Raw genomic sequence first — 24,370 nt, forward strand, 5'->3', positions numbered from 1 at the left:
CGATACGAAGTCGGCTTCGGTAATTGATTCCGGCTACTTCACCGGCGATTTAACATGGTGTTCACTCCGACGAATCCGTCAGTGTGATGTGTGCATCCGGAAAATCGAATTGTGACGAAGTCGTCGTGCCGGGTTATCTTTAGCGGGTCGGTGGCATTCTGTGTCGGTACCGCCGCAGTCTTCGTGTAGGGGAGTGGAATTTGTCGAGCAGGGGTGGCCGCCGTTTCCGGTGGGGATTTCGTACATGTGTGGGCGTGCTGAGCGTCGTCGCGACAGCTGCGGCCGTCGTCGTGAGTGGGCAGGCCGGCGCCCTCGCGCAACCGGCCGCGCAGGCGAGGATCGAGCGCACGGTGTCGGAGGGGAGCGGCCTGACCGCGGTGTATGTGTATTCGCCCGCAATGGCCAAGACCATCAAGGTCCAGGTCCTCACGCCCGCGCACGCCGATCGCAGCCGGGGTTCGCTGTACTTGCTGAGCGGACTCGGCGAGGAGGACCCGGAGAACAGCATGTGGTTGCGCGAGACGGCGGCCCGGCAGTTCTACGCGGACAAGAACGTCAATGTGGTGATGCCACTTGCCGGTAACGGGAGCCTCTATACCGACTGGCAGCGCGACGATCCGAAACTTGGCCGGTATCAATGGGAAACCTTCCTGATCAAGGAGTTGCCCCCGTTGATCGACGAGGCGTTCGACGGTAACGGCAAGCGCGCGATCGCGGGGATCTCGATGGGTGCCGGTTCGGGTTTGGTGCTGGCCGCACGTAATCCCGGTTTCTATCGGGCGGTGGCGTCCTACAGTGGCTGCTACACGACGACCGGCGTTGCGGGACAGGCGTATCCGCGCGGTATCGTCGCCGCGTTCGGCGGCGATGCGAACAATATGTGGGGTTCTCCCGGCGATCCCGACTGGGCCGCGCACGATGTCCTCCGGCTGGCGGGTAACCTACGGGGTACGACGGTGTATGTCTCGAGCGGTACCGGTCGTCCGGGTGCCTACGATGCGCCCGGCTATCCGGGCAATTCGGACCCGGTCAACCGCCAGGTCATCGGTGGCGGGATCGAATTCGGTACGTATATGTGCACCCGGGAACTCCAGTCCAGGCTCGCCGCCGAGCGCATTCCGGCAACCATTCACATTGTCGATCCGGGAACACACTCATGGCCGTATTGGCGCGATCAACAACGTGAGAGCTGGCCGATAATCGAACGCGGTTTGGATAACTGAATCAGTCGTTCACCAGACCATCAACATTCACCAAACCATCTGGGGAGGTTTCGTTGGAATACACCGAACTCGCCGACTACCGGATACCCGGTGGTTCGCTCACCGCCTGGGAGCCGGTTGCCCATCAGGACGCCTGGCGCGACGATCCACGTCGGCTGTCTTATGTGCATGTCGAGCATGCACGTCGCGCACAGCTGGTGGGGGCCGGCTGGTACAGCGAGTGGATCGGCACGGCGTTTCTCGTCGAGCACGCTCTCGACCGGGACGCGCTCGCGGCGACCATCGAGGAGTGGTACCGCAGACATGAGGCATTTCGGTCCTCGGTCCGGACCGATTCCGATATCACGCCCGAAGACGAGCTGACCCGTATCACCGCGCCGCCGCAAGCCATCTCGGTTCGCGGTACGTCCCTGGGGGAGGACCTCGATGACGCGCAGGCGCATGCAGCGGTTCAGGAGTACTTCAACACGACGGTGTCGCCGCTGCGGTGGCCCCATTGCGTGGCGGTGACCGTCGAGCCGGCGGGGCGCGATGACTGCTTTCTGCTGATGTTCGCGGCCGATCACACCGTCATGGATGCCTACACCCAGGTGTTCGCGATCCGTGAGCTCACCACCCTGTACGAGGCGGCGCTGGCCCAGCAACCGCACAATCTGATCGACTACGGCAGCTACCTCGACTTCGCCGACGCCGAGCGCTGCCTCGGCGAGCAGATCGATGCGAACAACTCCGCGGTCGCCTTGTGGCGCAGATTCTTCGACACGTCGACGAACACCGCGCAACCCGTTGCGATGCCGACGTTTCCGCGATTCGAGGTGCCCGACGAACAGGCCACGGTGGCGTCCAGGCGACCGCCGACCACCGGATTCCAGGCCAGCTTGTCGCGCTATCTCCTCGATGGAACGGAAACCGAACTCCTCGACGGTATCTGCAAGACCGCCGGCGGGTCGCTGGCGGCCGGGATCTACGCCGCGCTCGCGATGGCCAACACGGCGCTCACCGGCGAGGCAGACCTGCGGTTCGTCAGCCCTATCCACACCCGCACCGGCCCGCAGTGGGGTGAGGCGGTGGGCTGGTTCGTGGGCGTGATCCCGATGCACGTCCGGTCCGGTGGTGCCGCGACGTTCACGCAGGCCTTGTCGGCGGTCACCGCGAGCGTCGGGGAGTATCGCGATGCCGGCGCCGCGCCGTTCGCACCGATCGCCGATCTGATCGGCGGCGACACCACCCCGCCGGGCTTCGTGGTCTCCTACATCGATCTGCGTCGCGCCGAAGGCGCCGAACGTTGGGATGCGCGCGAGGCCCGGGTGTTGCGCAGCGCCACCGCGGACGCCGACGAGGTGTACTTCTGGATCAACCGGATCCCCGACGGACTCAACATTTCCGCGCGCTATCCGGCCGGGCCCGCGGGGCGAGCGGTCGAGGTCTTCCTGTCGCGCTTCCACTCGATCCTGACCAACGTGGTCGCCGAAGGTGATTGCTCCGTAGAGGTCGCCGCACGCGGCGCGCTGGCCTCGGAGCGCCGATGACGGTCCGTTTCTCGGGCACCGGGGAGCTGAGTCCGCTGCTGCGCGAACCATTTCCCGGGGGAGACGTCGTCGAATGGACGGTGCGTGCACCCGAACAGGTCCGGCAGCAGTCGGTGCCGTCGGGGGCAGGCACATTTCTGCAGTCCGACCATCTCGCGACCGCGGTCGCCGGGCGTCGGCGCGGGGATGCACATCGCGCGATCATCGGTTCGCTCACCCGATTCGACGAGAGCCTCGACGACGCTGCGATGGCGCAGGCACTCACCGAATTCCTGCGCCGGCACGAGGAATTGCGGGCGCACTACGTGATCGACGAGTCGGGGATCACGCGGATGGTCGCGCCCGCGAACGTCATCGAGGTGGTCACCACCGGATCGGGCGGTGCCGGTCGGCAACGGGTGGACGGCGAGTCGATCGGCGAACATGCCGCCCAACGCATCGCCGCCCACACCGACTACGACTCCGTGCCCGCCATGCACTTCGGGGCGGCGGCCGACGCCGACGGATTCACCTTCTATCTCGGCACCGATCACGTACACGGCGACGGCTACTCGATGTGGCTCGCGCTCGCCGAGATCGTCGCCCTCTACCGGGCCCGGGTCCATGGCGACGACGCCGACCTGCCGCCGGTGGGACTCTACGCCGACTACATACGGGACGAATCGATCTCGGCGACCGCCGTCGGCGCCGCCGACGAGAGCGTGGAAATCTGGCGAAAAGCGTTGCGCGCCAAGGGTGGGATACCGACCTCGGCGCTCGACCTCGGACTCGCCGACGATGCGCCGGTGGCCGCGGTGCGCGCCCGCCGGGACCTGTTGACCGCGGAACAGGCCGCCCGGATCGACGAACGGCTGGCGTCCACCGATCTCACGTTCACCGGATGTGTCTATGCGGCCCTGGCATCGGCACAGCTCGCCGTGACCGGCGAAGGTCTCTTCTGCACGACGACTGCGGTGGCCAGGCGCATGCCGGGGCACGAACGAACACAGGGTTGGCTCTGCAACTTCGCCCCGATCTGCTTCGACACCGACCCCGACGGCGACTGCTGGGCGCTGATCGCCACGGCGACCGCCGCCGTACGCGACGCCCGGATCGCATCGCAGGCCCCGGTGGGAGCGGTCTTGGGTGCGCTGGCCCAATCCGGTGAGCTGCCGCCGATCAACGGCTCCCCGCAGATGGTCACCTATCTCGATCACCGCAGGCTGCCCGGAGTGGCCGACCCCACGGTCGCCACCACGGTCGGCTTTCCGGGTGTGGGACGAACCCGCAACGCCAACCTCTGGGTGAGCCGGATGACCGACTGTCTGACGATCGAGACGCAGATACCCGACAACGCGACCGCGCGCGCGAACGTCGAATCATATTTCGATGCGATCGCCGACTGGCTGGGCGTCTTCGCCGCCGGTGTCGACGAACCACCGAGGAGTCACCGGATCGCCGGGTTGCCGGCATGAAACTGGCCAGCCTGGAGCACTATTCGGTGGAACCGGGGCGTTTCGTCCAATGGCGTCCGCAGGCCACCGCCGACGCCGTTCCCACCGGTGTCGCCGTGTCGGAGAACGAGCGGTTTCACCTCGATTCGGTACGGGCGGGCCGGCACGGATGGCTGACCCTGGTCGTCGATTTCTCCAGGGCGATCGAGCGCGACCGTCTCGACCGGCTCGTCCCGATCCTGCTGGCGCGCCACGACGCGCTACGCAGCCACTTCGTCGTCGGCGCCGGCGACTATGAGCGGCATGAGTGTGGCCCCGACATCACCACTACCGCCGTCGCCGAAGCCGATGGCGTCTCGACCAGTGCAACGGCATTCACCGATGAGGTGATGGGTCGAATCGCCATGGTCTGCAACCCGTTACGTCCGCTCGACCACTTCTTCTCGGCGGTGGCGCGCTCCGATTCCACGACGGTCATCTGTGCCTTCGACCATGCATACGTCGATGCGCGGTCGCTGACCGTGCTCGCCGGGGACATCTCCGACATCCTCGCCGACCGGCCGTTGCGAACCGCGGATTCGGGTCTGGATGCGGTGCGCGGGCACACCGTGATCCAGAATGTGTCCGCCGACGACCCACGCCTGACCGGCTGGCAGCGGTATCTCGAGCAAACCGATTGGCAGATACCGGATTTCCCGCTCGATCTCGGTGTCGCGCCGGGCACCCGCGTGCCGATGCGCACCCGGGTCGAGACGCTGCTGTCGCGGGAGGCGAGTCGCCAACTCGGTACGGGAGTGCGTCGGCACGGCGGGCGTACCCTGCCGACGCTGTTGACCTGTATCGGTGCGGCCGTCCATCGCAACGGTGGTCCGTCGGAGATGGCGACGATCATCCCGGCCGGGCCGTCCTCGGACGAGCGATTCGTGGCATGGGTGGTCGAGAACATCCCGCTGCGGGTGGCATGTGCAGGTGATGTGCTGGAGTTGCTGAAGATCAATGCCGATCGGCTGGCGACGGCGAGACCGCTGGCCGAGATCGGATTGACGCCGGTCTATCAGACCTTCGGTGATCGCCTGCGCCGCAAGCGCGATGACGTGTTCATGGTGTCCTATGTCGACTACACGCGATGGTATGAGCCCGTCGATGGGGTCGAGGTGCGGCAACTCTCCGGCGACCACGCCACCGACAACGCCCAGTGGTGGCTGTGGCGGGATGCGCGCGGTATCCACGTTCGGGTGCGCTACCCGGCGACCGCACGCGCCGATGCGGTGATGGACGCGGTGCTCGCCGATACCGCGTCGATCCTGGAGCAGACGGTGGATCGGGTTGCGATGTCGCGCGCCGGGGGCGCGAGCGCCTGAGCCCGGATCAGCGGATGTCGGCTGCGCGACCGGATGCGGTGCGCTCGCCCGAATACCATTCCACGGTCCCCCGGAGCCCGAAGGCCTGCCGGCGGCGCTGCGAGGTGTAGACGAGCGCGTCCTTCTGCAGTCCGATCCCTTTGGGGCCCACCAGTGCTCGCACCCGGGCCTGTAACACCGCGTCTTCGTCGGCGTCGTCGACCCGGGTCCGGGGAAAGCCACCCGACTCGAGGTACATCTCGGCGTCGATGGCCATGTTGTTGCCCACGACGGCGTAACTGCGCCGCGCGGCGGCCGGCCCGCGCAACGTACGGAGATATTCGATTCCGTGCCCGACGCGCCACAACCGGCCGACCGCATTGAACAGAATCGGCGAAAGATCCTCGTCGGGGCGCGCTTTCACCCGACCGCCGACGAGACGCTTGCCGGCGAACAAGGGCGCGATCAGGTTCGCCAGCCAGCACGACGCGGGGCGCGAGTCGGCATCGGTGCGCGCGATGACCGTTGCGCCCGAATCGATCGAGTACCGCGCCCCGGTGTCGGCGGCACAACCGGTCCCCTTGTCGCTCTCGTGGATCAGCTCGGTCGGATACCGGGGCCCGGACTCGATGAACTCACGCACCAACTCGGGTGTCCGGTCAGTGCTGTCGTTGTCCACCACCACGATCCGGCAACCGCCGAGTACTTCACGTTGCAACGGGGAATCGAAGTCCTGCTCCTGCAGTGCTTGCAGGGTGTCGACGATCAGGTGTTCCTCGTTGTATGCGGGGACGATCACCGCGACGGCCGGACCTGCGGCGTCGACGGACTCGGAACGATCGGTGGTGGAAAGGTGTTCGTCGGACATGTCGCGAGTCTAGGTATCCGGGCGGGACCCGGCCACCTCGGATCAGGCCGGGTAGGGCGATCAGGCCGGGCATCCCCCATAGCGCACCGGCAGGTCCTTGACGCCGTTGAGCCAGCCGGAACGCACCCGCCGCATCTCGCCGGTCAGCGAGATGTCGGGCAGCACGTCGGCGATCGCATCGAAGATGAGGTTCAACTCGAGCCGGGCCAGGTTGGCGCCGATGCAATAGTGTGCGCCGCTGCCGCCGAATGCCAGGTGCGGGTTGGGGTCGCGCAGGATGTCGAAGGTGAACGGGTCGGCGAAGACCTCCTCGTCGTAGTTCGCCGAACCGTAGAAGATCCCGACGCGCTGCCCCGCGGAGATGGCGACACCACCGAGTTCGGTGTCGGCCAACGCGGTTCGCTGGAATGCATTGACCGGGGTGGACCAGCGCAGTATCTCGTCGATCGCCGAGCGCGGCCGTTCCCGCCGGTAGAGCTCCCACTGCGCGGGATGCTCGAGGAAGGCGTTCATGCCGTGGGTGGTGGCGTTGCGGGTGGTTTCGTTGCCGGCGGTCATGAGCAGGATGACGAAGAAGCCGAACTCCATCTCGTCGAGTGCTTCGCCGTCGATGTCGGCCTGCACCAGCGTCGTCACGATGTCGTCTCGGGGATTCTTCCGGCGGTCCTCGGCCATCTGATACGCGTATCCCAGCAGTTCCGCATTGGCCGTGGCCGGGTCGATGGCCTGATCGGGGTCGTCGGAATTGATGATGGCGTCGACGAGTTCGTGAATGCGCGGCCGGTCCGGTTCGGGCACTCCGATGAGGTCGAGGATGGCCTGCAACGGCAGGTGGATGGCGACGTCGTCGACGAAGTTGCCGCCCGGTGTGGCGGCTGCCTCCGCGACGACGCGGCGGGCGGTCTGTGCGAGTGTGTCTTCGAGCGCACCCACCGCTCGCGGTGTGAAGATCCGGGAGATGATCTTGCGCAGGCGGGTGTGTGACGGCGGATCGTGGTTGATCAGCAGCGCCTTGGTGAACTCGATCTGATCGGCAGTCACGTACTCGGGCAGCCGGATGATCGCTCCGTTGGCGTTCGTCGACCACAGCCCATGATTGCGCGAGACCTCGCGGACGTGAGCATGTTTGGAGACCACCCAGAATCCGCCGTCGTGGAATCCGCCGCCCATGCCGGGCTCCTGGGCGTTCCACCACACCGGAGCGGTGCGCCGGAGTTCGGCGAACTCCCGACTGGGCAGGCCGCGCTCGAGGACGTCGGGGTCGGTGAAGTCGATACCCGGATCGAACGGGCAGGTCTTGGTGGTGGTCACGTTTGCTCCTCGGAATGGGGATATGGACGTAACGATGTGGAGGGCGGGCGTGTGTGCCGTGTCACCACACCATACATCACGCCCCGACACGTATGGTCATCGTTTTTCGCTCGGACTTCCGACTAGGCTGGGTTCCCATGAAACGACGGCCCTCGACGGCGCCCCGGCAACGCAGAGCGAACTGATGCGTACGCACGGATGGGCCGGTCAGGTGCCCGCCACCGACGAGGAGGCCATCGCGCGGATTCTCGCGACCACCCGTGAGGTGATCGACGAATGCGGGGAGGCGACGCGGCTGGCCGATGTGGCTCGCCGCCTTGGTGTCACCCGGCAGACCATCTATCGCTACTTTCCCAGTACCGAGGCACTGCTGTCGGCCACCGCGATCGATGCGGTGGGGGCCTTCCTGGACGGGATCGCGGGGCGCGTATTCGGTCTGGCCGACCCGGATGTGGCTGTGGTCGAAGGGGTTTGCGCGGTGCTGGAGACCGTTGCCGACGACCGTTACATGGGCATCCTGCTACGTCCGGGGCATCAGAGCCTGCCGGTGATCGGCCAGATCACCTCCGACAGCGCGGCGGTGTTCGCCCGCACCATGGTGGCGCGGATGGACGTCGACTGGGCCGAACGCGGCTACACCGATGATGATCTCGAGGTCCTCGTCGAGATCGTCCTGCGCACGCTTCAGTCGCTGATCATCGACCCGGGTCTCGAGCCGTATTCCGCTGCCGGGCGCAGAGCATTTCTGGACCGCTGGCTGGGCGCGGCGATCAGGGCGCTGCCCGCTGCACGGTGACGCCCTGCTCGGTGAGGACTCTGCACGGTGACGCCGGAACGACTGTGTCTCAGCGTGGTTCGCAGATGACGACGGGGATCTCGCGGTCGGTCCACGCGTCGTAGGCGTCGAAGTCCGCGTACAGCTCGACGAGCCGCGGCCACAGTTCGGCGCGTTCGGCGGCGGCGGCGGTGCGGGCGGTCAGTTCGTGCCGGTCCCGGCCCACCTCGATCGTCACCTGCGGGTTCGCCTGCAGGTTCAGATACCAGGCCGGATGGTGGGCCAGCCCACCCTGCGAGGCGACGACGACGAAGTCCGCGCCGCGCCGCAGATAGAGCAGCGGTGCCGTTCGTGGGCGGCCCGACTTGCGTCCGATGGTGGTCAGCAAGCACACCGGCACGGGCTTGGCGAAGGCCGCACCCATCCGCCACTTGCTGCCCAGCCGGCCACCGCTCGCCCGATAGAGCGCAGTGTTCGCTCGCGACCCGAGTTTCATCACCCGGGCGACGACGGGGGAGTCGAGCTGCGGCGGGCGCTTGTCGGGGTCCATGGTTCACCTACGTTCTGCGGCTCAGATACGTTCTAGCACGGTGCCGGTGGCCATCGCGCCGCCCGCGCACATCGTGATCAGCGCGGTCTGCTTGTCGGTGCGCTCGAGTTCGTACAGTGCCGTGGTGAGCAGGCGAGAACCGGTGCTGCCCACCGGATGTCCGAGCGCGATCGCCCCGCCGTTGATGTTGACCTTGTCCATGTCGGCGTCGTGTACCTGCGCCCAGCTGAGCACCACCGAGGCGAAGGCCTCGTTGATCTCGACGAGATCGATGTCGCCCAACGACATTCCCGCCTTGGCGAGAAGGCGTTCGGTGGCCTGGACGGGTCCGTCGAGGTGGAAATGCGGTTCGGCTCCGATGAGCGCCTGTGCGCGTAACCGGGCCCGCGGCGTCAGCCCGAGTGCGCGGGCGCGGTCTTCGTCCATCAGCAGGATCGCGGCGGCGCCGTCGGAGATCTGGGAGGAGTTTCCCGCGGTGTGGATGCCGCCGTCGATGACCGGGTTGAGCGCGCCGAGTGTCTCTGTGGTGGTGTCGCGCAGCCCCTGGTCGCGGGTGACGTCGAGGATCTTGCCGGTCAGCTCACCATTCTTGGTGCGTTCGGGTGCCTTGAAGGTGAGGACCTCGCGGTCGAAACGCCCTTCGTCCCAGGCCTGTCGGGCACGTTGCTGGCTGCGCAGGCCGAGTGCGTCGACGTCGGCGCGGGTGATGCCGCGCCGGCGGGCGATCCGCTCGGCCGCCTCGAATTGATTGGGCATGTCGACCTGCCACGAATCCGCGTGGTACGGACCGGCATTGGTGCCGACGTTGGCGCCGAGCGGTACCTGGGTCATGGTCTCGACACCGCACGCGATGCCGACCTCGATGGTGTCGGTGGCGATCAGTCCGGCGATGAGGTGATTGGCCTGCTGCGCCGACCCGCACTGGCAGTCGATCGTGGTCGCCCCGGTCTGCTCGGGCAGTCCCGCCGACAACCACGCCTTGCGGGTGATGTTGCCGGCCTGTGCGCCCGCCTGTGTCACACATCCGCCGATAGCCTGCTCGACGAGCGCGGGATCGATACCCGCTCGCTCGATGAGGCCGCGCTGCGTCAAGCCGAGCAATTCCTCGGCGTGCAGGCCCGACAGCCATCCGGCCCGTTTGCCGATCGGAGTCCGAACGGCTTCGACGATCACCGGAACGCCCATGGTGGTTCCTCTCCTCTGAGAAATCTTCGGTATCAACTCAAATTAGAACACGTTCTCGTTTGCGTCCAGCCTTGGTGACGGTGATGTGCGCTGGCGCCTGCGCAGGATCGGGCATCAACGGCAATTGTCTGGACATAGGTCCAGAAATACTGGAGTGGGACGGTCGCCCCACACCGAATTCGCACGTCTGACTGGGGCGACCGTCCAGAAAAAGGTAGAACGAGTTCTCGTGATCGGCCCGTCTCTTGTGTACCGTAGATCACATGTGAGACCGATTTCCGTTCTCATCTCACTACAGGAAACGACAGGTGGTGTGACAGTGGTCAGGACCGTCAACGTTCCCGCGGGGGAGTCGCCGACCGGGGCGGCAGCGTCGGCCGAGGATGCCGGCAACCGCGGGTTCATGATGCAGGAGGGCTGGGATTTCACCAGTCCCGCCCTGCTCGAACAAGGTATTCCGATGGAGCAATTCGCGACCTTGCGCAAGACCGCTCCGGTGTGGTGGAACGCGCAACTGCCCGGCAAGGGCGGCGGATTCCACGACGGCGGTTACTGGGTGATCTCCAAGCACGCCCATATCCGCGAGATCTCCAAGAACAACGCGGACTGGTCGACGGCGGCCGACGGCGTCATCATGCGTTTCGAGGACAGCATGACGCAAGAGCAACTCGACGTCACCAAGGCGCTGTTGATCAACCATGATCCGCCGGATCACACGCGGCTGCGCAAACTGGTCTCCAAGGCGTTCACGCCGCGCGCGGTCCAGGCGCTCGAGGACAAGCTCGATACCGCGGCGCGGACCATCGTGGCGCGCGCCGCCGAGAGCGGTAGCGGTGACTTCGTCGACGACGTCGCCGTCGAGCTCCCGCTGCTCGCGATCGCCGACCTGCTCGGGGTGCCCGAGGCTGATCGCAGCAAGCTGTTCAACTGGTCGAACAACATGATGAACTACGACGATCCGGAATTCGGCGAGGACCCGGAGATGGCGTCCGCGGAAATCCTCGGGTACGGCTACACCATGGCCGAGTCCCGGCGTAAGAACCCCGTCGACGACATCGTCTCGACCCTGGTCAACGCCGACATCGACGGACAGAGCCTCGACGAGGCCGAATTCGGGTTCTTCTTCATCCTGCTGACCGTCGCAGGCAACGAGACCACGCGTAATGCGCTCAGCCACGGCATGAACGCTTTCCTCGAACATCCCGATCAGTGGGAGCTGTTCAAGCGCGAGCGCCCGGCCACCACGGTCGACGAGATCGTCCGCTGGGCCACGCCGGTCAACTGTTTCCAGCGCACCGCCAAGCGGGACACCCAGGTCGGCGGCGTCGACATCGCCCAAGGCCAGCGGGTCGGCATGTTCTACGGGTCGGCGAACTACGACGAAGACGTCTTCGACGATCCGTACTCGTTCAACATCCTGCGAGATCCCAACCCGCACGTCGGATTCGGCGGCAACGGCGCACACTTCTGCGTCGGCGCGAACCTGGCCCGGATGGAGATCAACCTGATGTTCAACGCGCTGGCCGACTTGGTGCCCGATATCAGCCGGCTCGCCGCGCCCCGTCGCCTGCGCCACGGCTGGATCAATGGCGTCAAGGAACTCCGCGTCGACTATGGCGCGAAGTGAGACGGGGCGAAGTGAGACGGGGCGAAGTGAGATGACCACGGCCAGTGAGTCACCGGCGTATCTGACCATCGACCGCGAGAATCACCCGGCGGTGATCGCGGGGCGGCGGTCGCGGGAATGCGTCGAGGCCCGCGACAAGCAGGCCTGGATCGACAACTTCGCCGCCGAAGCGAAGGTCGAAGACCCCGTCGGCCCGTCGATGTTCGACCCCGAGGGGATCGGATTCACCGGGCACCAACGTATCTCGGAGTTCTGGGATCTCTCCATCGCGACCACCGAGTCGATCGAGTTCGTCTTCGGCGATGAGATCATCTGCGGCAACGAGGTGGCCTACGTGGGCAAGATCGTCACCCACATCGCCGGTCACGTCTCCGAGGCGCACGGGGTGTTCACTTACCGTGCCGACGCGGAAGGCAAACTGTCTGCGCTGCGGGCATTCTGGGAAGTCGAGAAGACGATCAACTCGGTGCGGCCGGCGTAGCGGTCCCTCTCACCCGCTCCGGCCGGGCGCTGTACGAAAAGTAGGGGAAGAGCTGTTCTTCCCCTACTTTTCGGTTCTTCCCCCGGAAGTTTCCTGCGGAAGAACCGGAAACTGGGGGAAGAACGGGGGTGGCGGGTGCGGGAGCGTGGTCAGTTGCCCCACCGGGTGCGGCGGCGCGGTCGGCTACCTCACGATTCCGGCGCGGCGAAGTGCCCGCAACAGCCGGCCGATGAACGCCTCGGGATTCGTCAGCTCCTTCCACGTCCAGCGGACGACGATGATCCCACGATCGCGAATTGCATCCTCGCGCAACTTCTCCTGGTAGATGACGTCCTCGGCGAGGCGATGGCCACTGGCCGCCGAGAGCCGGTGATATTTGAATCGGCCGTCGAACTCGCCGACGAGCAGCAGGCGTCCGTTCGCGTCGCGCCACCCGAAGTCGCAGCGCTTCACCGAACCGTCGTCGACGACGACCTCCGACTGCAGTTCGGGTGCCGGGAGCCGGCCGTCGTCGACGATGACGCAGCGGCTCAGGGACTCGCCGATGCTCTCGGCGAGATCGGTGGACAGTGCGGCCGCCGTGCGCAGTCGGCTGATCCCATGCTGCCGGCGCATGGCATCGACGTGGTGGCCGAGATCGAGCGGTTCGCCTCGTCGACGGGCAACGAACTGCCCGGAGTCCAGGGCGCACACCGCCTCGTGCAGCGGCGCCGTCCGCGCGACGTCGCAGATCGTCCGCCCGATGCCGGTCAGCGTGTAGCTGTCGACTGCGACGAGATCGGCCGGCGGAATGCGCGCCTGATGGATCACCAGGCCGGCCGATGCCCGGCCGGTACGTTCGGCGGTGAAGTGGACCGTGGAGATATCCTTGTGCAGCAACGGGATGTCGAGGATCGTCGCCGCGGATTGATGGCTGAGATGGCGGTCCGGCCCGCCCGCGCTCACGGCGGTGTGGATCATGGCCCGATACCGGTTCTCCCGGGCAGCAACGTCGTCGACGGCGTCGTCGGCGCCGGCCGGAACGTAGCCGCCACGCCAAACGCGCTCGATGGTGCGCTCCCGCAGCCCGCGCCGGATGTCGGCGTCGGTGCTGCCCTGCCGCAACAACTCCCGCCGCAGGGTCAGGTCATCGGCGCCGGTGCGGGACTTGTCGGGTGTTGCCATGCAGCGATGGTGTACTGCTGGAGGTGTGGGTGCTGTTGCGCTGTCCACAGCTGTGGACAGCGTCGTTGCCGGCCGAGCATCGTTGGGCGATACTGCCGCTGCCGTCGAGCTTCTTCCGCGACTTTTAGGGCCTTCCGCGGGAAACTTCCGGGGGAAGAACCCAAAAGTGGGGGAAGAACGAATCTTCCCCCACTTTTCGTCGGCCGGTCGGTCGGCCGGTGAACTCAGTGCTGCGGTTTGTCCGCACCCACCAGCCACAGCGAGAAGTATTGTGACCCACCGCCATACGCGTGACCGACGGCCTTCCTGGCATCGCGCACCTGGTGGGCGCCGGCCTTGCCCATCACCTGGATGGCGGCCTCGGCGAAGCGGATCATGCCCGACGCGCCGATGGGATTGGACGAGAGGACGCCGCCGGAGGCGTTGAACGGGATGCGGCCGCCGATCTCGGTCTCGTGCGCCTCGGTGAGCTTCCAGCCCTCGCCCTCCGCGGCGAAGCCCAGATTCTCCAACCACATCGGCTCGAACCACGAGAACGGGACGTAGATCTCGGCGGCGTCGATCTCCTCGATCGGGTTGGCGATGCCACCGGCCTTCCACAGTGCGGCCGAGGCGTCGCGGCCGGCCTGCGGGCTGACGACGTTGCGGTGCGCGAATGCCAGCGGCTCGGTGCGCATCGCGGTGGCGTGAATCCAGGCCACCGGGTCGCCGGCGGCGACGGCGGAGTCCGCAACCTGCTCGTCACCGATGACGACCGCACACGCGCCGTCCGACGACGGACACGTCTCGTCGTAACGGATGGGGTCCCAGAGCATCTGCGAAGCCATGACGCTCTCGGTGGTGATGTCGGGCTGATGCAGGTGGGCCAGTGGATTCAGCGCACCGTTACGGCGATCCTTGGCGGCGACCATGGCGCCGATGTACTCCGGCGCCCCGGACTGCCGGATGTAGGCGCGCACGTGCGGGGCGAAGAATCCACCGGCACCGGCGCCCACCGGCTTGGTGAAGGGAACCGGAATCGACAACGCCCACATGGCATTCGACTCGGACTGCTTCTCCCACGCGACGGCCAGCACCCGCCGGTGGACGCCCGCGAAGACCAGTGCCGCCGCAACATTCGCGGTCGAGCCGCCGACCGAGCCTGCGGTGTGCACGCGGATCAGCCGCTTGCCGACCGCGCCGATCGCCTCGGCCATCGCGAGTTCGGGCATCATCGATCCCTCGAAGAGGTCCGGGGCCTTACCGACGACGATGGCGTCGATCTCGTCGATGGACACCTTCGCGTCGGCCAGCGCGGCGTCGATCGCCTCGCGGCACATCCCGGCCATGGTCACGTCATGGCGTTTGGCGACGTAGTTCGTCTGACCGGTGCCCAGCACCGCCGCCCGATTGTTGTGTGCCATCAGTTCTGTTCTCCCGCATCATCGGTCGCGTCCGCGCTCAGGGTGACCACCATGTTCTGTTGCAACAGGGGACCGCTCGTCGCATGGGCGACGGCGGTACCGGCGTTGCCGCCGAGGATCTCGGTTGCCGCGTAGCCGATCCGCTGCAGCCCGGCCGAGAACAGTGAATTGCCCGTCAGCACACCGCCGGACGGGTTGGTCCGCACCGAATCCGGCAGGCCCAGCGCATTGCGGACGATCAATTCCTGATGCGTGTAGGGCGCGGCGATCTCGGCGACGTCGACGGAGCGGCTGAGTCCGCCGAAGGCGGTGTCGGCGGCCAATACGGTCGACGGCGACACCGTCAGGTCACGGGCGCCGAAGTTCGGGGTGTCGATGCGATGATCCCAGCCGGTGACGAAGGCCGGGTTGGCGACGAGCTCGCGGGCGCGCCGCTCACTGGCGAGGATGACCGCCGCCGCGGCATCGGTGTATGGCGCGATGTCATGCGCGCGCAACGGGTTTGCGACGTAGTCGGCGGCGAGTAGGTCGTCGACGGCACCGCCGGTGGTCCGGGCGGCCACCGCGGCCATGTCTTCCTCGGTCCAGGTGCCGGCGTCCAAGCCGGCGCGTGCCTGCAGAGCGGCGAGCTCGCGGGCCCGCGGCCACAGCGGCGCCACGGTGTAGGGGTCGGTCTGCAACGCCAGCGTCAGATCCGAGTCGCCCGCGGTGGCCTTGCCGAATCCGTAGGCCAGGGCGAGATCGACCTCACCCGTGGCGATCTTGACCCACGCCTCATACAGTGCCCACGCGCCGTCCATCTCCACATGGGATTCGTTGATCGGCGGCATCGCCCCGATGGAGTCGATGGCGGAGATGAACGAGAAGGCGCGTCCGGCAAGGTAATCCGACGATCCGCTGCACCAGAACTCGATGTCGGTGCGGCTGATCCCCAGCTCGGCATAGAGTTTCGCGAAACAGGGGATCAGCATCTCCACGCCGTTGGTGGTGCCGTGCGTCCCGACGACGTTCGGGCTGTGTGCGAACCCGACGATCGCTATCCGTGGCAGGGTCATTGCGAGATGTCCTTTTGGTGATTCGGAGTCTGGATGGGACGGGGTCCGGCAGGCGCTCAGAGGAATTCGCGGTAGGACGCGAAGTCGGCGTCGGGTTCACCGGTGGGCCGGAAGTGGCTGATGCTGCCCAGGGACAGTTCACGCTCCGCGGCGGGCGCCCACACCGCCTGCACCCGCATACCCATCCGGACCTCGTCGGCCGGGCAGTCGAGAATCAGGTGCAGGAACGGGATGTCGGTGCCGTCGAGCAGCACATAGGCCGCCACGTATGGCGGTGTGATGCGCTGACCCTGGAACGGGACGTTGACGATGCAGAAGGTGGTGACAGTACCGGTGTCGGGCAACTCGACCCGCTCGAGAGCCGGCGCGCCGTCGGACGGACTGACCTTGCGCGGCGGGAAGTACACCCGGCCGGCGTCGACGCCCGTGCCGATCCGCGAACCGTAGAGCTTTCCGGCCTTGAGTCCCTCCAGATACCAGGATTCCTCTTCGGTCGCCGAATGGGTGATCGTGGTGGTGATCGGGGTGGTGATGACGACGTTGCCGTCGGCGCCGACCTTGGTACCGGAGTCGTCGGCGGTGTCGTTGGGCGCGGCCGGGGTCGGGGACTGGCCGGGTGCGAAGTGGCTGATGTCGTCGATGCGCCCGGTTCGCGCCGCCCGCCAGCGGGCGTGCACGCGCAGCCCGGTGTGCAACTCGTCGGGCGAGTCGACGCGGACCGCGTGCAGCAGGGCGGTGTCGGCGCCGTCGAGGCGGATCAGCGCCCAGGCGAAGGGCACATCGAGCGGTTGCGGGCCGGCGGGTTCGGGATTCCACGTCCATGTGGTGACGGTGCCGACCGTGGCCACGTCGACGAGTTCGGTGGTGTGCGCCCCGGTTGTCGGATCGAATTCGACCGGCGGGACCGCGACCTTGCCGTCGCTGCCCTTGGAACCGACGATCCGGCCGTCGCGCAGTGCGAGCGCGAACTGCGAGAGCACCGGCCCCAATGACCGCGTGTATCCGAAGGTATTGGTCAGCGGGGCGGTGAGGACGGCGTGCTGCGGTGGCGGAACGTCCGCCGTCGGATCGGGGACTCGGGCGCGGCCGGATGTTGCGATGGTGCTCACACCATCGAGTAGAACACGTTCTAGTATTGGATACAAGGCGCACGTCGTCGCGCCACCGACCGACGCAGGGAGAGGACGGCACCTGCCGTGAAACTGGCTTTGCAGCTTGGCTATTGGGGAGCGGGCCCGATTCCCGATGCGCCTGATCTCGTCGCGGTGGCCGAGGCCAGCGGATTCGACGCCGTGTTCACCGCCGAGTCCTGGGGCTCGGACACCTACACGCCGCTGGCCTGGTGGGGCGCGGCGACGTCGCGGATCCGGTTGGGAACCGCGGTGTCACAGCTGTCCGCGCGGCCGCCGACCACGCTGGCGATGGCCGCATTGACCCTCGATCACCTTTCCGGCGGCCGGCACATCATCGGCCTGGGCGTGTCCGGACCGCAGGTGGTGGAGGGCTGGTACGGGCAGCCGTTCGCGAAGCCGTTGGCGCGCACCCGGGAATACGTCGAGATCGTCCGGTCGGTGCTGGCGCGGGAGGCCCCGGTGCGCAGCGACGGTCCGCACCATCCATTGCCGTATCCGGCCGGCGCCCCGGGCTCGACGGGACTGGGCAAGGCGCTCAAGCCGATCACGCATCCGCTGCGTGCCGACATCCCCATCTGGCTCGGCGCCGAGGGGCCACGCAACGTGGCGCAGACCGCGGAGATCGCCGACGGCTGGCTGGCCATCTTCTACAGCCTTGCCCTCGCCGATCAGTACGAGCAGTGGCTGGCCGACGGATTCGCCCGGCCGGGAGCGCGCCGCACACGCGCGGAGTTCGAGGTGGCGGCCACCGTCCAGGTGGCCATCACCGACGACGTGCCGGCGGCCATCGAACGCTACCGACCTTCGACCGCCCTGTACGTCGGCGCTATGGGCGCGGCGCAGAAGAACTTTCACGCCCAGCTGTACCGGCGGATGGGATACGGCGAGGCCGTCGACGCCATCGGCAGGCACTTCCGTGCGGGGCGCAGGGCAGAGGCGATCGCGGCGGTGCCCGACGAGATGGTGTGCGAGACGCTGATCGCCGGAACTGCCGACTCGGTGCGCGCGCAGATCAAGCAATGGGAGGCGGCCGGGGTCGACATGCTGATGGTCACCGCCCGCGACGTCGAGACCATCGAGACGCTGGCCACGCTCTGCTGAGTGCTCGAGCGCTCGGGCTCAGACCTGCGCGGCTGCCGGAACGCGTCGTGGGGTCAGGGTGAGGTGAAAGTCTTTGGGCACCATGGTGAGCCGCTCGTCGACGGCGAGTTCGTAGTCGGGCTCGGGGGTGAGGTCGTAACGGTGGAGCAGACTCGCGAGTACCAGGACTGCCTCGTGCAGCGCGAACTGTCGGCCGATGCAGGCCCGCAGGCCGGTGCCGAACGGCTTGTAGGAGTGGGCCGGGCGCTTCTTGACGTTCGCGGGGAGAAACCGGTCCGGATCGTAGACGTCCGGACGGTCCCACACCGCGGGGTCACGGTGGACCAGGCCGAGAACGATGATCGCCCAGTCGTCGGTGCGCATCGGGACCTCGCCGTCGATCACGGTGTCGGCCCGCGGGCTGCGGGCAAAGGCGGGCACGGTCGGCCAGATGCGCAGGGCCTCGTCGAGACAGCGCCGGATGTAGCGGAAGTGCGGAACCTGCTCGAAGGTGGGCATCGCCTGTGGGTCGGCGCCGAGTATCTCGTCGGTCTCGGCTTGCGCACGGGCCAGGCAGTGCGGATTCTGCGACAGGTAGTACAGAGTGAAAGACAGTGCCCCGGAAGTCGTTTCGTGTCCGGCGACCAGGAACGTGAGGATCTGGTGGCGGATGTTGAGCATCGAGAGCTTCTCGCCGGTCTCGGGGTGGGCGACGTTGAGCATGATGCCGAGCAGGTCGTCGCGCCGGGGATCTCCGGCCCGCTTGGCGATGACCTCGTCGAGCATGGAGTCGACGTAGCCTTGATCCCCCGCGTTGCGCCGGTCGAGGTAGGCCATCAGGAAGCGTCCGCCCGGTGCGGTGCCGAGGCCGCCTTTGCGCCGCCCGGTCTGCAGGGCGTGGATCATGGCCGTGATGAACGGGTGCCGCTGGGTCGACGAGAAGGACCCGAAGTCCTGACTGAAGGCCGTTCGGGTCAGCGTCTCGAGCGTCAACTTCGTCATGTCGGAGGTGACGTCGGCCCGGTTGTCGCGCCGATCCCAGTACGCGAAGAGTTCGCTTGCCGTCTCGATCATCGTCGGATGGTAGGAGCGTATTGCCGCCTTGGTGAATGCGGGCATCAGGAGTTCGTGTGCCAGTTGCCAGTTCGACTCGTCATTGAATGCTGTGAACAAGCCGTCGCCGGCGTACTGGCGCAGCGCGGTGATCGCCGGCGGCAACGCCTTGCAGAAGCGGGTCTCGTCGCACAGTTCGGCGGTCAGGGCGGCCGATGCGACGAACACGAACTTCTGCCGGAAGACCTGGAATTCGAAGATCGGCCCGAGGTCGGCGCCCCAGTCGAGAATGCTGAGCACCGGTTGGCGCGGATCGGATACGCCGAGGTCGCCGACGATCCGGCGGCGTCTGCCCGCGTGCGGGAATTGCCGACCGGACCAGTCGTTGTTCAGCGGGCGTCGGAACACGTCTCTGACCCTGCTCGCCGCAGACCGGACTGTCAAGGAGGTCATTCGCCGGTGAAGACCGGCTTCTCCTTGGCGGCGAATGCCTTCGGCCCGACCTTGGCGTCCTTGCTCTGGAACACCGAGATGCCGATCGGCGCCTCGATCGCGAAGGCGTCGAGTTCGTTGAGCCCCTCGGTCTGGCGGATGGTGCGCAGGATCGCCTGCACGGCAAGGGGGCCGTTGTCGCAGATCGACTGTGCGAGTTCCAGAGCCTTGTCCAGCGCGGTGCCATCGTCGACGACGTGTCCGATGAGGCCGAACTCCTTGGCCTCCTCGGCATCGATGTGACGCCCGGTGAGCAGGATGTCGCAGGCGACGGTGTACGGGATCTGCCGCACGAGGCGGACTGCGCTGCCGCCGAGCGGAAACAACCCCCAACGTGCTTCGGACACACCGAATCTGGCGCTGCGGCCGGCGACCCTGATGTCGGTGCCCTGCAGGATCTCGGTGCCGCCGGCAATGGCGGGGCCCTCGACCGCGGCGATCAGCGGCTTGGTCAGGCGCCGGCCCTTGAGCAGGGCCGGCAGCGCCTCCGGATTCCAGGTGCCCTGCTTGACGGTGTCACCTGGGGCGTTGCGCGACATGGTCTTCAGGTCCATGCCGGCGCAGAAGGCGCCGCCTGCCCCGGTGAGGATGGCGGCGCGGATCTCGGGGTCGGCGTCGACGCGGTCCCAGGCCTGCGTCATGATCGCCATCATCTCCGCCGACAGCGCGTTGCGGGCCTCGGGACGGTTCATCGTGACGATGAGAACGTGCCCTCGCTGTTCGACGAGGCAGTGCGGTGCCGGGACGGTGGTGGGCTCGGTATGCGGCATCGTGGTCATCTCGACCCCCAAGATCGGTGAGGCGGTTCGGCGGAAACATAGGGTTGCCGAAAACGATAACACGTTCTAGTTTTGTCCCATGGCATTTACCATCGGGGACCTCATCGAGCATGCCGTCGACCTCATGCCCGACCGCATCGCACTCGAATCGGGGGACCGTTCGCGGACTTACGCCGAGCTCGAGGCCCGCAGCAATGCGCTGGCCCACCATCTGCGGGGCCTCGGTGTACGGCCAGGCGACCGAGTGGGTCTGTACAGCCGGAACACCATCGAATCGGTCGAGGCGATGGTGGCGATCTTCAAGGCGCGGGCGGTGATGGTCAACGTCAACTACCGCTACGTCGAGGCCGAGCTCGACCACATCTTCACCGACTCCGGCATGACTGTTCTCTTCCACGAACGGCAGTACTCGCCGCGGGTGGCCAACGTCCTGTCGGACGGGGGCTCAGCGGACGGGGGCTCAGCGGACCGGGGCGGCCACGAGTCTGCCCGGCCGGTCATCGCCCACCGGGTGGTCATCGACTCCGACACCGACGCCGACTCCGACGCCGACGCCGACTCCGGCACCGAAGTAGGCGCGGTGGCGTCCCCGGTCGACTTCGAGGAGGCGATCGCCGCGTCGTCGACCGAACGCGACTTCGAGGAACGCTCCGACGACGACCTCTACATGCTCTACACCGGCGGGACCACCGGAAAGCCCAAGGGCGTGGTGTGGCGTCAGGAAGACATCTGGCGGGTGCTCGGCGGCGGCATCGACTGGAGTACCGGGCAGCCGGTCACCGACGAGTGGGAACACGCGCGTATTGGCGAAGCGGGCGGCCAGCTCGTTCGGTTCGCGATCCCGCCGTTCATCCACGGTGGCTCTCAGTGGGCGGTGTTGCAGGCACTTTTCGGCGGCGGAAAGGCGATCGTCTATCCCGACTTCGACGCAGACGAGGCCTGGGCGGCCATCGAACGGCACGGCGTCCACGTCGTGTTCATCACCGGTGACGCCATGGGCCGCCCGATGATCGAGGCACTCGGCCGGCGGGACTACGACACCTCCACCCTGTTCACGGTGGCGTCGTCGGCGTGCCTGTTCTCCCCGAGCATCAAAGACCAATTCGTGGAGAAGTTCCCCAACGCCATCATCATCGACGCGATCGGCTCGTCGGAGACCGGATTCGGCGGGATGGCCGTCGTGGCGAAGGGGCAATCGCACGTGGGCGCGCCACGTGTCAACGCCGACAAGCAAACCCACGTCCTCCGGCCGGACGGCTCGCAGGTGACGCCGGGTAGCGGCGAGGTCGGGGTGCTGGCGCGCACCGGGCACATCCCGCTGCGCTATCACAACGATCCGAAGAAGTCGGCGGCGACCTTCAAGGCGTTCAACGGGATTCGCTATTCGATCCCCGGCGACTACGCGCGCGTCGAGTCCGATGGCACGATCACGATGCTCGGACGGGGGTCGGTGTCGATCAACACCGGCGGCGAAAAGGTGTATCCCGAGGAGGTCGAGGCCGCACTCAAGGCGCATCCCGACGTCTTCGACACCGTCGTCGTCGGCGTGGCAGATGACCGGTTCGGGCAACGCGTCGCCGCCGTCGTCGCCACCCGCGACGGCGCGCGTCCGACGCTCGGTGAGCTCGCCGACGTCGTGCGGAAAGAGCTGGCGGGCTACAAGACTCCTCGAAGTGTCTGGTTTGTCGACGAGATCAAGCGCTCACCCGCCGGGAAGCCGGATTACCGGTGGGCGGCGGCGATCACCGAGGGCGGACCGGCCGACGAGACCGCCGAGGCCGCCCGGCCCGCGAACGCTGCGGCAACGCGATGAAGACCGAACTGGCGGCCCGCTTCGGGATCGACTATCCGATCTTCGGCTTCACACCGAGTGAACATGTCGCCGCCGCGATCAGCCGTGCCGGCGGGTTCGGAGTGCTCGGGTGTGTGCGATTCAACGACCCCGAAGAACTCGACGAGGTTCTCGAGTGGATGCACGAGAACACCGACGGCAAGCCGTTCGGGGTCGACGTGGTCATGCCCGCCAAGATTCCCACGGAGGGCAGCCACACCGATCTCGATGCGATGATCCCGCCGGAGCACCGTGCCTTCGTCGAACGCACCCTCGACGACCTCGGGGTGCCGCCGCTACCTGACGGCGAACGGGTCAACGCGGGCGTGCTGGGCTGGCTGCATTCGGTGGCCCGGTCACACGTCGACGTCGCCATGACACATGCCGACAAGTACGGGCAGATCAAGCTCATCGCCAACGCGCTCGGTTCCCCGCCCGCCGACGTCATCGCCGCCGCACACGACCACGGGGTGTCCGTCGCCGCGCTGGCAGGCGCGAAAGACCATGCGCGACACCATGTCGAGGCCGGCGTGGACATCGTCATCGCGCAGGGATACGAGGGTGGCGGCCACACCGGCGAGGTGACGTCGATGATCCTGTGGCCCGAACTCGTCGACGCCGTCGGCGATCGCGCCCCGGTGCTCGCCGCCGGTGGCGTCGGCAGCGGCCGCCAGATCGCCGCCGCGATAGCCCTTGGGGCGCAGGGTGTCTGGATGGGAACGTACTGGCTGACCGCCGCGGAGTACCGACTGGGAATGGCCGACGGCCAGGAGGGCCCCTCGACGGTCCAGCGGGCGCTGCTGGATGCGACGTCGCGCGACACCGTGCGTCGGCGCATCTACTCGGGCAAGCCGGCGCGACTGCTCAAGACGTCCTGGACCGACGCATGGGATGCGGTGGGTGCGCCCGAGCCGCTGCCGATGCCGTTGCAGAACATCCTGGTCTCCGAGGCGCATGCGCGGATCTCGGCGTCCGACGATCCCGGCGTCGTCGCCATGCCTGCCGGCCAGATCGTCGGACGGCTCAACGCGATCACCCCGGTCGCCGAGCTCATCGCCGACATGGTCAGCGAATACGACGAGGCCGTCGCCCGGATGCAGAAGACCCTCGAGCGGTAGTTCCGGCAGTCACCGGGCGCCGGCGCCGAACTCTGTGGAGTTGTCAAGGTACGGATGCGGTCCCGGTGGGCCGGGTGCGGGTCGGGAAAGTGTTGTGGGGCAGTGTGTTCAGGCGGCGACGTTGTCGAGGCGTAGGGTGCGTCGGTGGTAGGCGGGAAGTGGTCGGCGGTGTGGGTCGATCGTGGCGGGTGGGATCAGCCATGGATGCCGGTCGAATCCCATGATCACTTCCCACCCGTGATGATGCACATCATCGTGGCAGTTGGTGCACAGTAGGCAGCCGTTGTCGAGGTCGGTGGCGCCGCCGTCGGCCCAATGGGCGAGGTGGTGGGCTTGGGTACGTGCTGCTGGCGCACCGCATTTCACGCAGCATCGGTCGCGTACGAGGAGTGCTTTGCGTTGTCCGGGGGTGAACAGGCGTTTCTCCCGTCCGACGTTCAAGGGGACTCCGTTGTGGTCGCGGACGATCATGGTGATCGAGGTGTCGCAACACAATGCTTTCGCGGTGGCGGGCGTGACCGACCCCATGAACTCGAGCGCAGACAGCTTCGGGGTGTCGGCGGGTATGGTCAGTAACACTCCGCCGGTGGGTTTGCACGACACGGTCTCGTCGGTGAGCCCCTTCGCCGCGAGCTCCAAGATGGTTTCGAGAGCATCAGCACGTCTGCGTTCAGCTTTCCGCGGATCGAGCGAACCGTCGGGCTGAGGCTTTGGTGCGGAGAGTGTTTCGACGAGGCTGTGCAGCTTCTCGCCGACGACCGCATCGAGGTTGGCGTGCACGTCCAGACGTCCGTCGTCGGTCTGGTGGTAGCCGAGTTCGTTGATCGTCTTGTCTTCGCCCGCGGGTAGTCCACCGTCGGCCTCGGCGATCTGGTTGCCGAGGGTGCGGGCGTGGTCGCGGATGTCGGCGGGGGTGGCGCCGGCGAAGTAGTGCGAGAGC

At 67.0% G+C, this 24,370-nt stretch carries 21 protein-coding genes; 10 read left to right on the forward strand and 11 right to left on the reverse strand.

The annotated features are described in order from the left end of the window. Nucleotides 1-248: 248 nt before the first annotated feature. The 4 genes from ACPXB3_RS11580 to ACPXB3_RS11595 are packed head-to-tail and all read left to right on the forward strand — an operon-like array spanning nucleotide 249 to nucleotide 5,546. The gene (locus ACPXB3_RS11580) at nucleotides 249-1,223 is read left to right on the forward strand and encodes an alpha/beta hydrolase (protein WP_425706438.1); all 975 of its coding nucleotides are present in this window, start codon (nucleotides 249-251) and stop codon (nucleotides 1,221-1,223) included. 53 nt (nucleotides 1,224-1,276) lie between these two features. Continuing rightward, entirely contained in the window at nucleotides 1,277-2,752 is a 1,476-nt protein-coding gene (locus tag ACPXB3_RS11585) for a condensation domain-containing protein (protein WP_425727681.1), read from the forward strand. Then, entirely contained in the window at nucleotides 2,749-4,206 is a 1,458-nt protein-coding gene (locus ACPXB3_RS11590; RefSeq protein ID WP_425727682.1) for a condensation domain-containing protein, read from the forward strand. The genes ACPXB3_RS11585 and ACPXB3_RS11590 overlap by 4 nt, the downstream gene beginning before the upstream one ends. Next, nucleotides 4,203-5,546 carry a condensation protein gene (locus ACPXB3_RS11595; protein WP_425727683.1) on the forward strand — a complete coding sequence of 448 codons (1,344 nt, stop codon included), beginning with the start codon at nucleotides 4,203-4,205 and terminating at the stop codon, nucleotides 5,544-5,546. The genes ACPXB3_RS11590 and ACPXB3_RS11595 overlap by 4 nt, the downstream gene beginning before the upstream one ends. 7 nt (nucleotides 5,547-5,553) lie before the next feature. On the opposite strand, the gene ACPXB3_RS11600 is transcribed toward ACPXB3_RS11595, so the two are convergent. Continuing rightward, nucleotides 5,554-6,393, reverse strand: a complete 840-nt coding sequence (locus ACPXB3_RS11600) for a glycosyltransferase (protein ID WP_425727684.1) — start codon at nucleotides 6,391-6,393, stop codon at nucleotides 5,554-5,556. 60 nt (nucleotides 6,394-6,453) lie between these two features. Continuing rightward, complete coding sequence (locus tag ACPXB3_RS11605; protein ID WP_425727685.1) at nucleotides 6,454-7,704, reverse strand: cytochrome P450; 1,251 nt, start codon at nucleotides 7,702-7,704, stop codon at nucleotides 6,454-6,456. Between the two features lie 184 nt (nucleotides 7,705-7,888). Between ACPXB3_RS11605 and ACPXB3_RS11610 the strand changes: the two genes are divergently transcribed. After that, nucleotides 7,889-8,500, forward strand: coding sequence for a TetR/AcrR family transcriptional regulator (locus tag ACPXB3_RS11610; protein ID WP_425727686.1), 612 nt, complete (start codon nucleotides 7,889-7,891; stop codon nucleotides 8,498-8,500). A 49-nt stretch (nucleotides 8,501-8,549) separates the two neighbouring features. On the opposite strand, the gene ACPXB3_RS11615 is transcribed toward ACPXB3_RS11610, so the two are convergent. Further along, a complete protein-coding gene (locus ACPXB3_RS11615) occupies nucleotides 8,550-9,029 on the reverse strand; it encodes a nitroreductase family deazaflavin-dependent oxidoreductase (RefSeq protein WP_425727687.1) in 480 nt (159 codons plus the stop codon). 21 nt (nucleotides 9,030-9,050) lie between these two features. Further along, complete coding sequence (locus tag ACPXB3_RS11620; RefSeq protein WP_425727688.1) at nucleotides 9,051-10,214, reverse strand: steroid 3-ketoacyl-CoA thiolase; 1,164 nt, start codon at nucleotides 10,212-10,214, stop codon at nucleotides 9,051-9,053. Nucleotides 10,215-10,533: 319 nt separating this feature from the next. On the opposite strand from ACPXB3_RS11620, the gene ACPXB3_RS11625 reads away from it, so the two are divergent. Both ACPXB3_RS11625 and ACPXB3_RS11630 read left to right on the forward strand, forming a co-directional pair. Next, on the forward strand, nucleotides 10,534-11,841 hold the full coding sequence (locus ACPXB3_RS11625; RefSeq protein WP_425727701.1) for a cytochrome P450: 1,308 nt from the start codon (nucleotides 10,534-10,536) through the stop codon (nucleotides 11,839-11,841). A 31-nt stretch (nucleotides 11,842-11,872) separates the two neighbouring features. Continuing rightward, entirely contained in the window at nucleotides 11,873-12,322 is a 450-nt protein-coding gene (locus ACPXB3_RS11630) for a nuclear transport factor 2 family protein (RefSeq protein ID WP_425727689.1), read from the forward strand. A 183-nt stretch (nucleotides 12,323-12,505) separates the two neighbouring features. On the opposite strand, the gene ACPXB3_RS11635 is transcribed toward ACPXB3_RS11630, so the two are convergent. From ACPXB3_RS11635 to ACPXB3_RS11650, 4 genes are all read right to left on the reverse strand, one after another. Then, nucleotides 12,506-13,486, reverse strand: a complete 981-nt coding sequence (locus ACPXB3_RS11635; protein WP_425727690.1) for a hypothetical protein — start codon at nucleotides 13,484-13,486, stop codon at nucleotides 12,506-12,508. A gap of 224 nt (nucleotides 13,487-13,710) precedes the next feature. Next, nucleotides 13,711-14,889 carry a thiolase domain-containing protein gene (locus ACPXB3_RS11640; RefSeq protein ID WP_425706449.1) on the reverse strand — a complete coding sequence of 393 codons (1,179 nt, stop codon included), beginning with the start codon at nucleotides 14,887-14,889 and terminating at the stop codon, nucleotides 13,711-13,713. Then, complete coding sequence (locus ACPXB3_RS11645; RefSeq protein WP_425727691.1) at nucleotides 14,889-15,944, reverse strand: thiolase domain-containing protein; 1,056 nt, start codon at nucleotides 15,942-15,944, stop codon at nucleotides 14,889-14,891. The genes ACPXB3_RS11640 and ACPXB3_RS11645 overlap by 1 nt, the downstream gene beginning before the upstream one ends. 56 nt (nucleotides 15,945-16,000) lie before the next feature. Next, nucleotides 16,001-17,053 carry an OB-fold domain-containing protein gene (locus ACPXB3_RS11650; RefSeq protein WP_425727692.1) on the reverse strand — a complete coding sequence of 351 codons (1,053 nt, stop codon included), beginning with the start codon at nucleotides 17,051-17,053 and terminating at the stop codon, nucleotides 16,001-16,003. An 87-nt stretch (nucleotides 17,054-17,140) separates the two neighbouring features. Between ACPXB3_RS11650 and ACPXB3_RS11655 the strand changes: the two genes are divergently transcribed. Next, nucleotides 17,141-18,178: an LLM class F420-dependent oxidoreductase gene (locus tag ACPXB3_RS11655; protein WP_425706452.1), complete on the forward strand. Its 1,038-nt coding sequence runs from the start codon at nucleotides 17,141-17,143 to the stop codon at nucleotides 18,176-18,178. Nucleotides 18,179-18,196: 18 nt separating this feature from the next. Here the strand turns inward: ACPXB3_RS11655 and ACPXB3_RS11660 are convergent, their stop codons facing one another. After that, nucleotides 18,197-19,663 carry a cytochrome P450 gene (locus tag ACPXB3_RS11660; protein WP_425706453.1) on the reverse strand — a complete coding sequence of 489 codons (1,467 nt, stop codon included), beginning with the start codon at nucleotides 19,661-19,663 and terminating at the stop codon, nucleotides 18,197-18,199. Further along, a complete protein-coding gene (locus ACPXB3_RS11665) occupies nucleotides 19,660-20,481 on the reverse strand; it encodes a crotonase/enoyl-CoA hydratase family protein (RefSeq protein WP_425727693.1) in 822 nt (273 codons plus the stop codon). Before ACPXB3_RS11665 ends, ACPXB3_RS11660 begins: the two co-directional genes overlap by 4 nt. A gap of 79 nt (nucleotides 20,482-20,560) precedes the next feature. On the opposite strand from ACPXB3_RS11665, the gene ACPXB3_RS11670 reads away from it, so the two are divergent. Both ACPXB3_RS11670 and ACPXB3_RS11675 read left to right on the forward strand, forming a co-directional pair. Beyond that, a complete protein-coding gene (locus ACPXB3_RS11670) occupies nucleotides 20,561-22,294 on the forward strand; it encodes an acyl-CoA synthetase (protein ID WP_425727694.1) in 1,734 nt (577 codons plus the stop codon). Then, nucleotides 22,291-23,430: an NAD(P)H-dependent flavin oxidoreductase gene (locus ACPXB3_RS11675; protein WP_425727695.1), complete on the forward strand. Its 1,140-nt coding sequence runs from the start codon at nucleotides 22,291-22,293 to the stop codon at nucleotides 23,428-23,430. Before ACPXB3_RS11670 ends, ACPXB3_RS11675 begins: the two co-directional genes overlap by 4 nt. 108 nt (nucleotides 23,431-23,538) lie before the next feature. On the opposite strand, the gene ACPXB3_RS11680 is transcribed toward ACPXB3_RS11675, so the two are convergent. Beyond that, on the reverse strand, nucleotides 23,539-24,370 hold an 832-nt coding region (locus ACPXB3_RS11680), incomplete at its 5' end, for a DUF222 domain-containing protein (RefSeq protein ID WP_425727696.1).

It is taken from the genome of Gordonia sp. DT219 (assembly GCF_049847065.1).
Lineage (GTDB): Bacteria > Actinomycetota > Actinomycetes > Mycobacteriales > Mycobacteriaceae > Gordonia.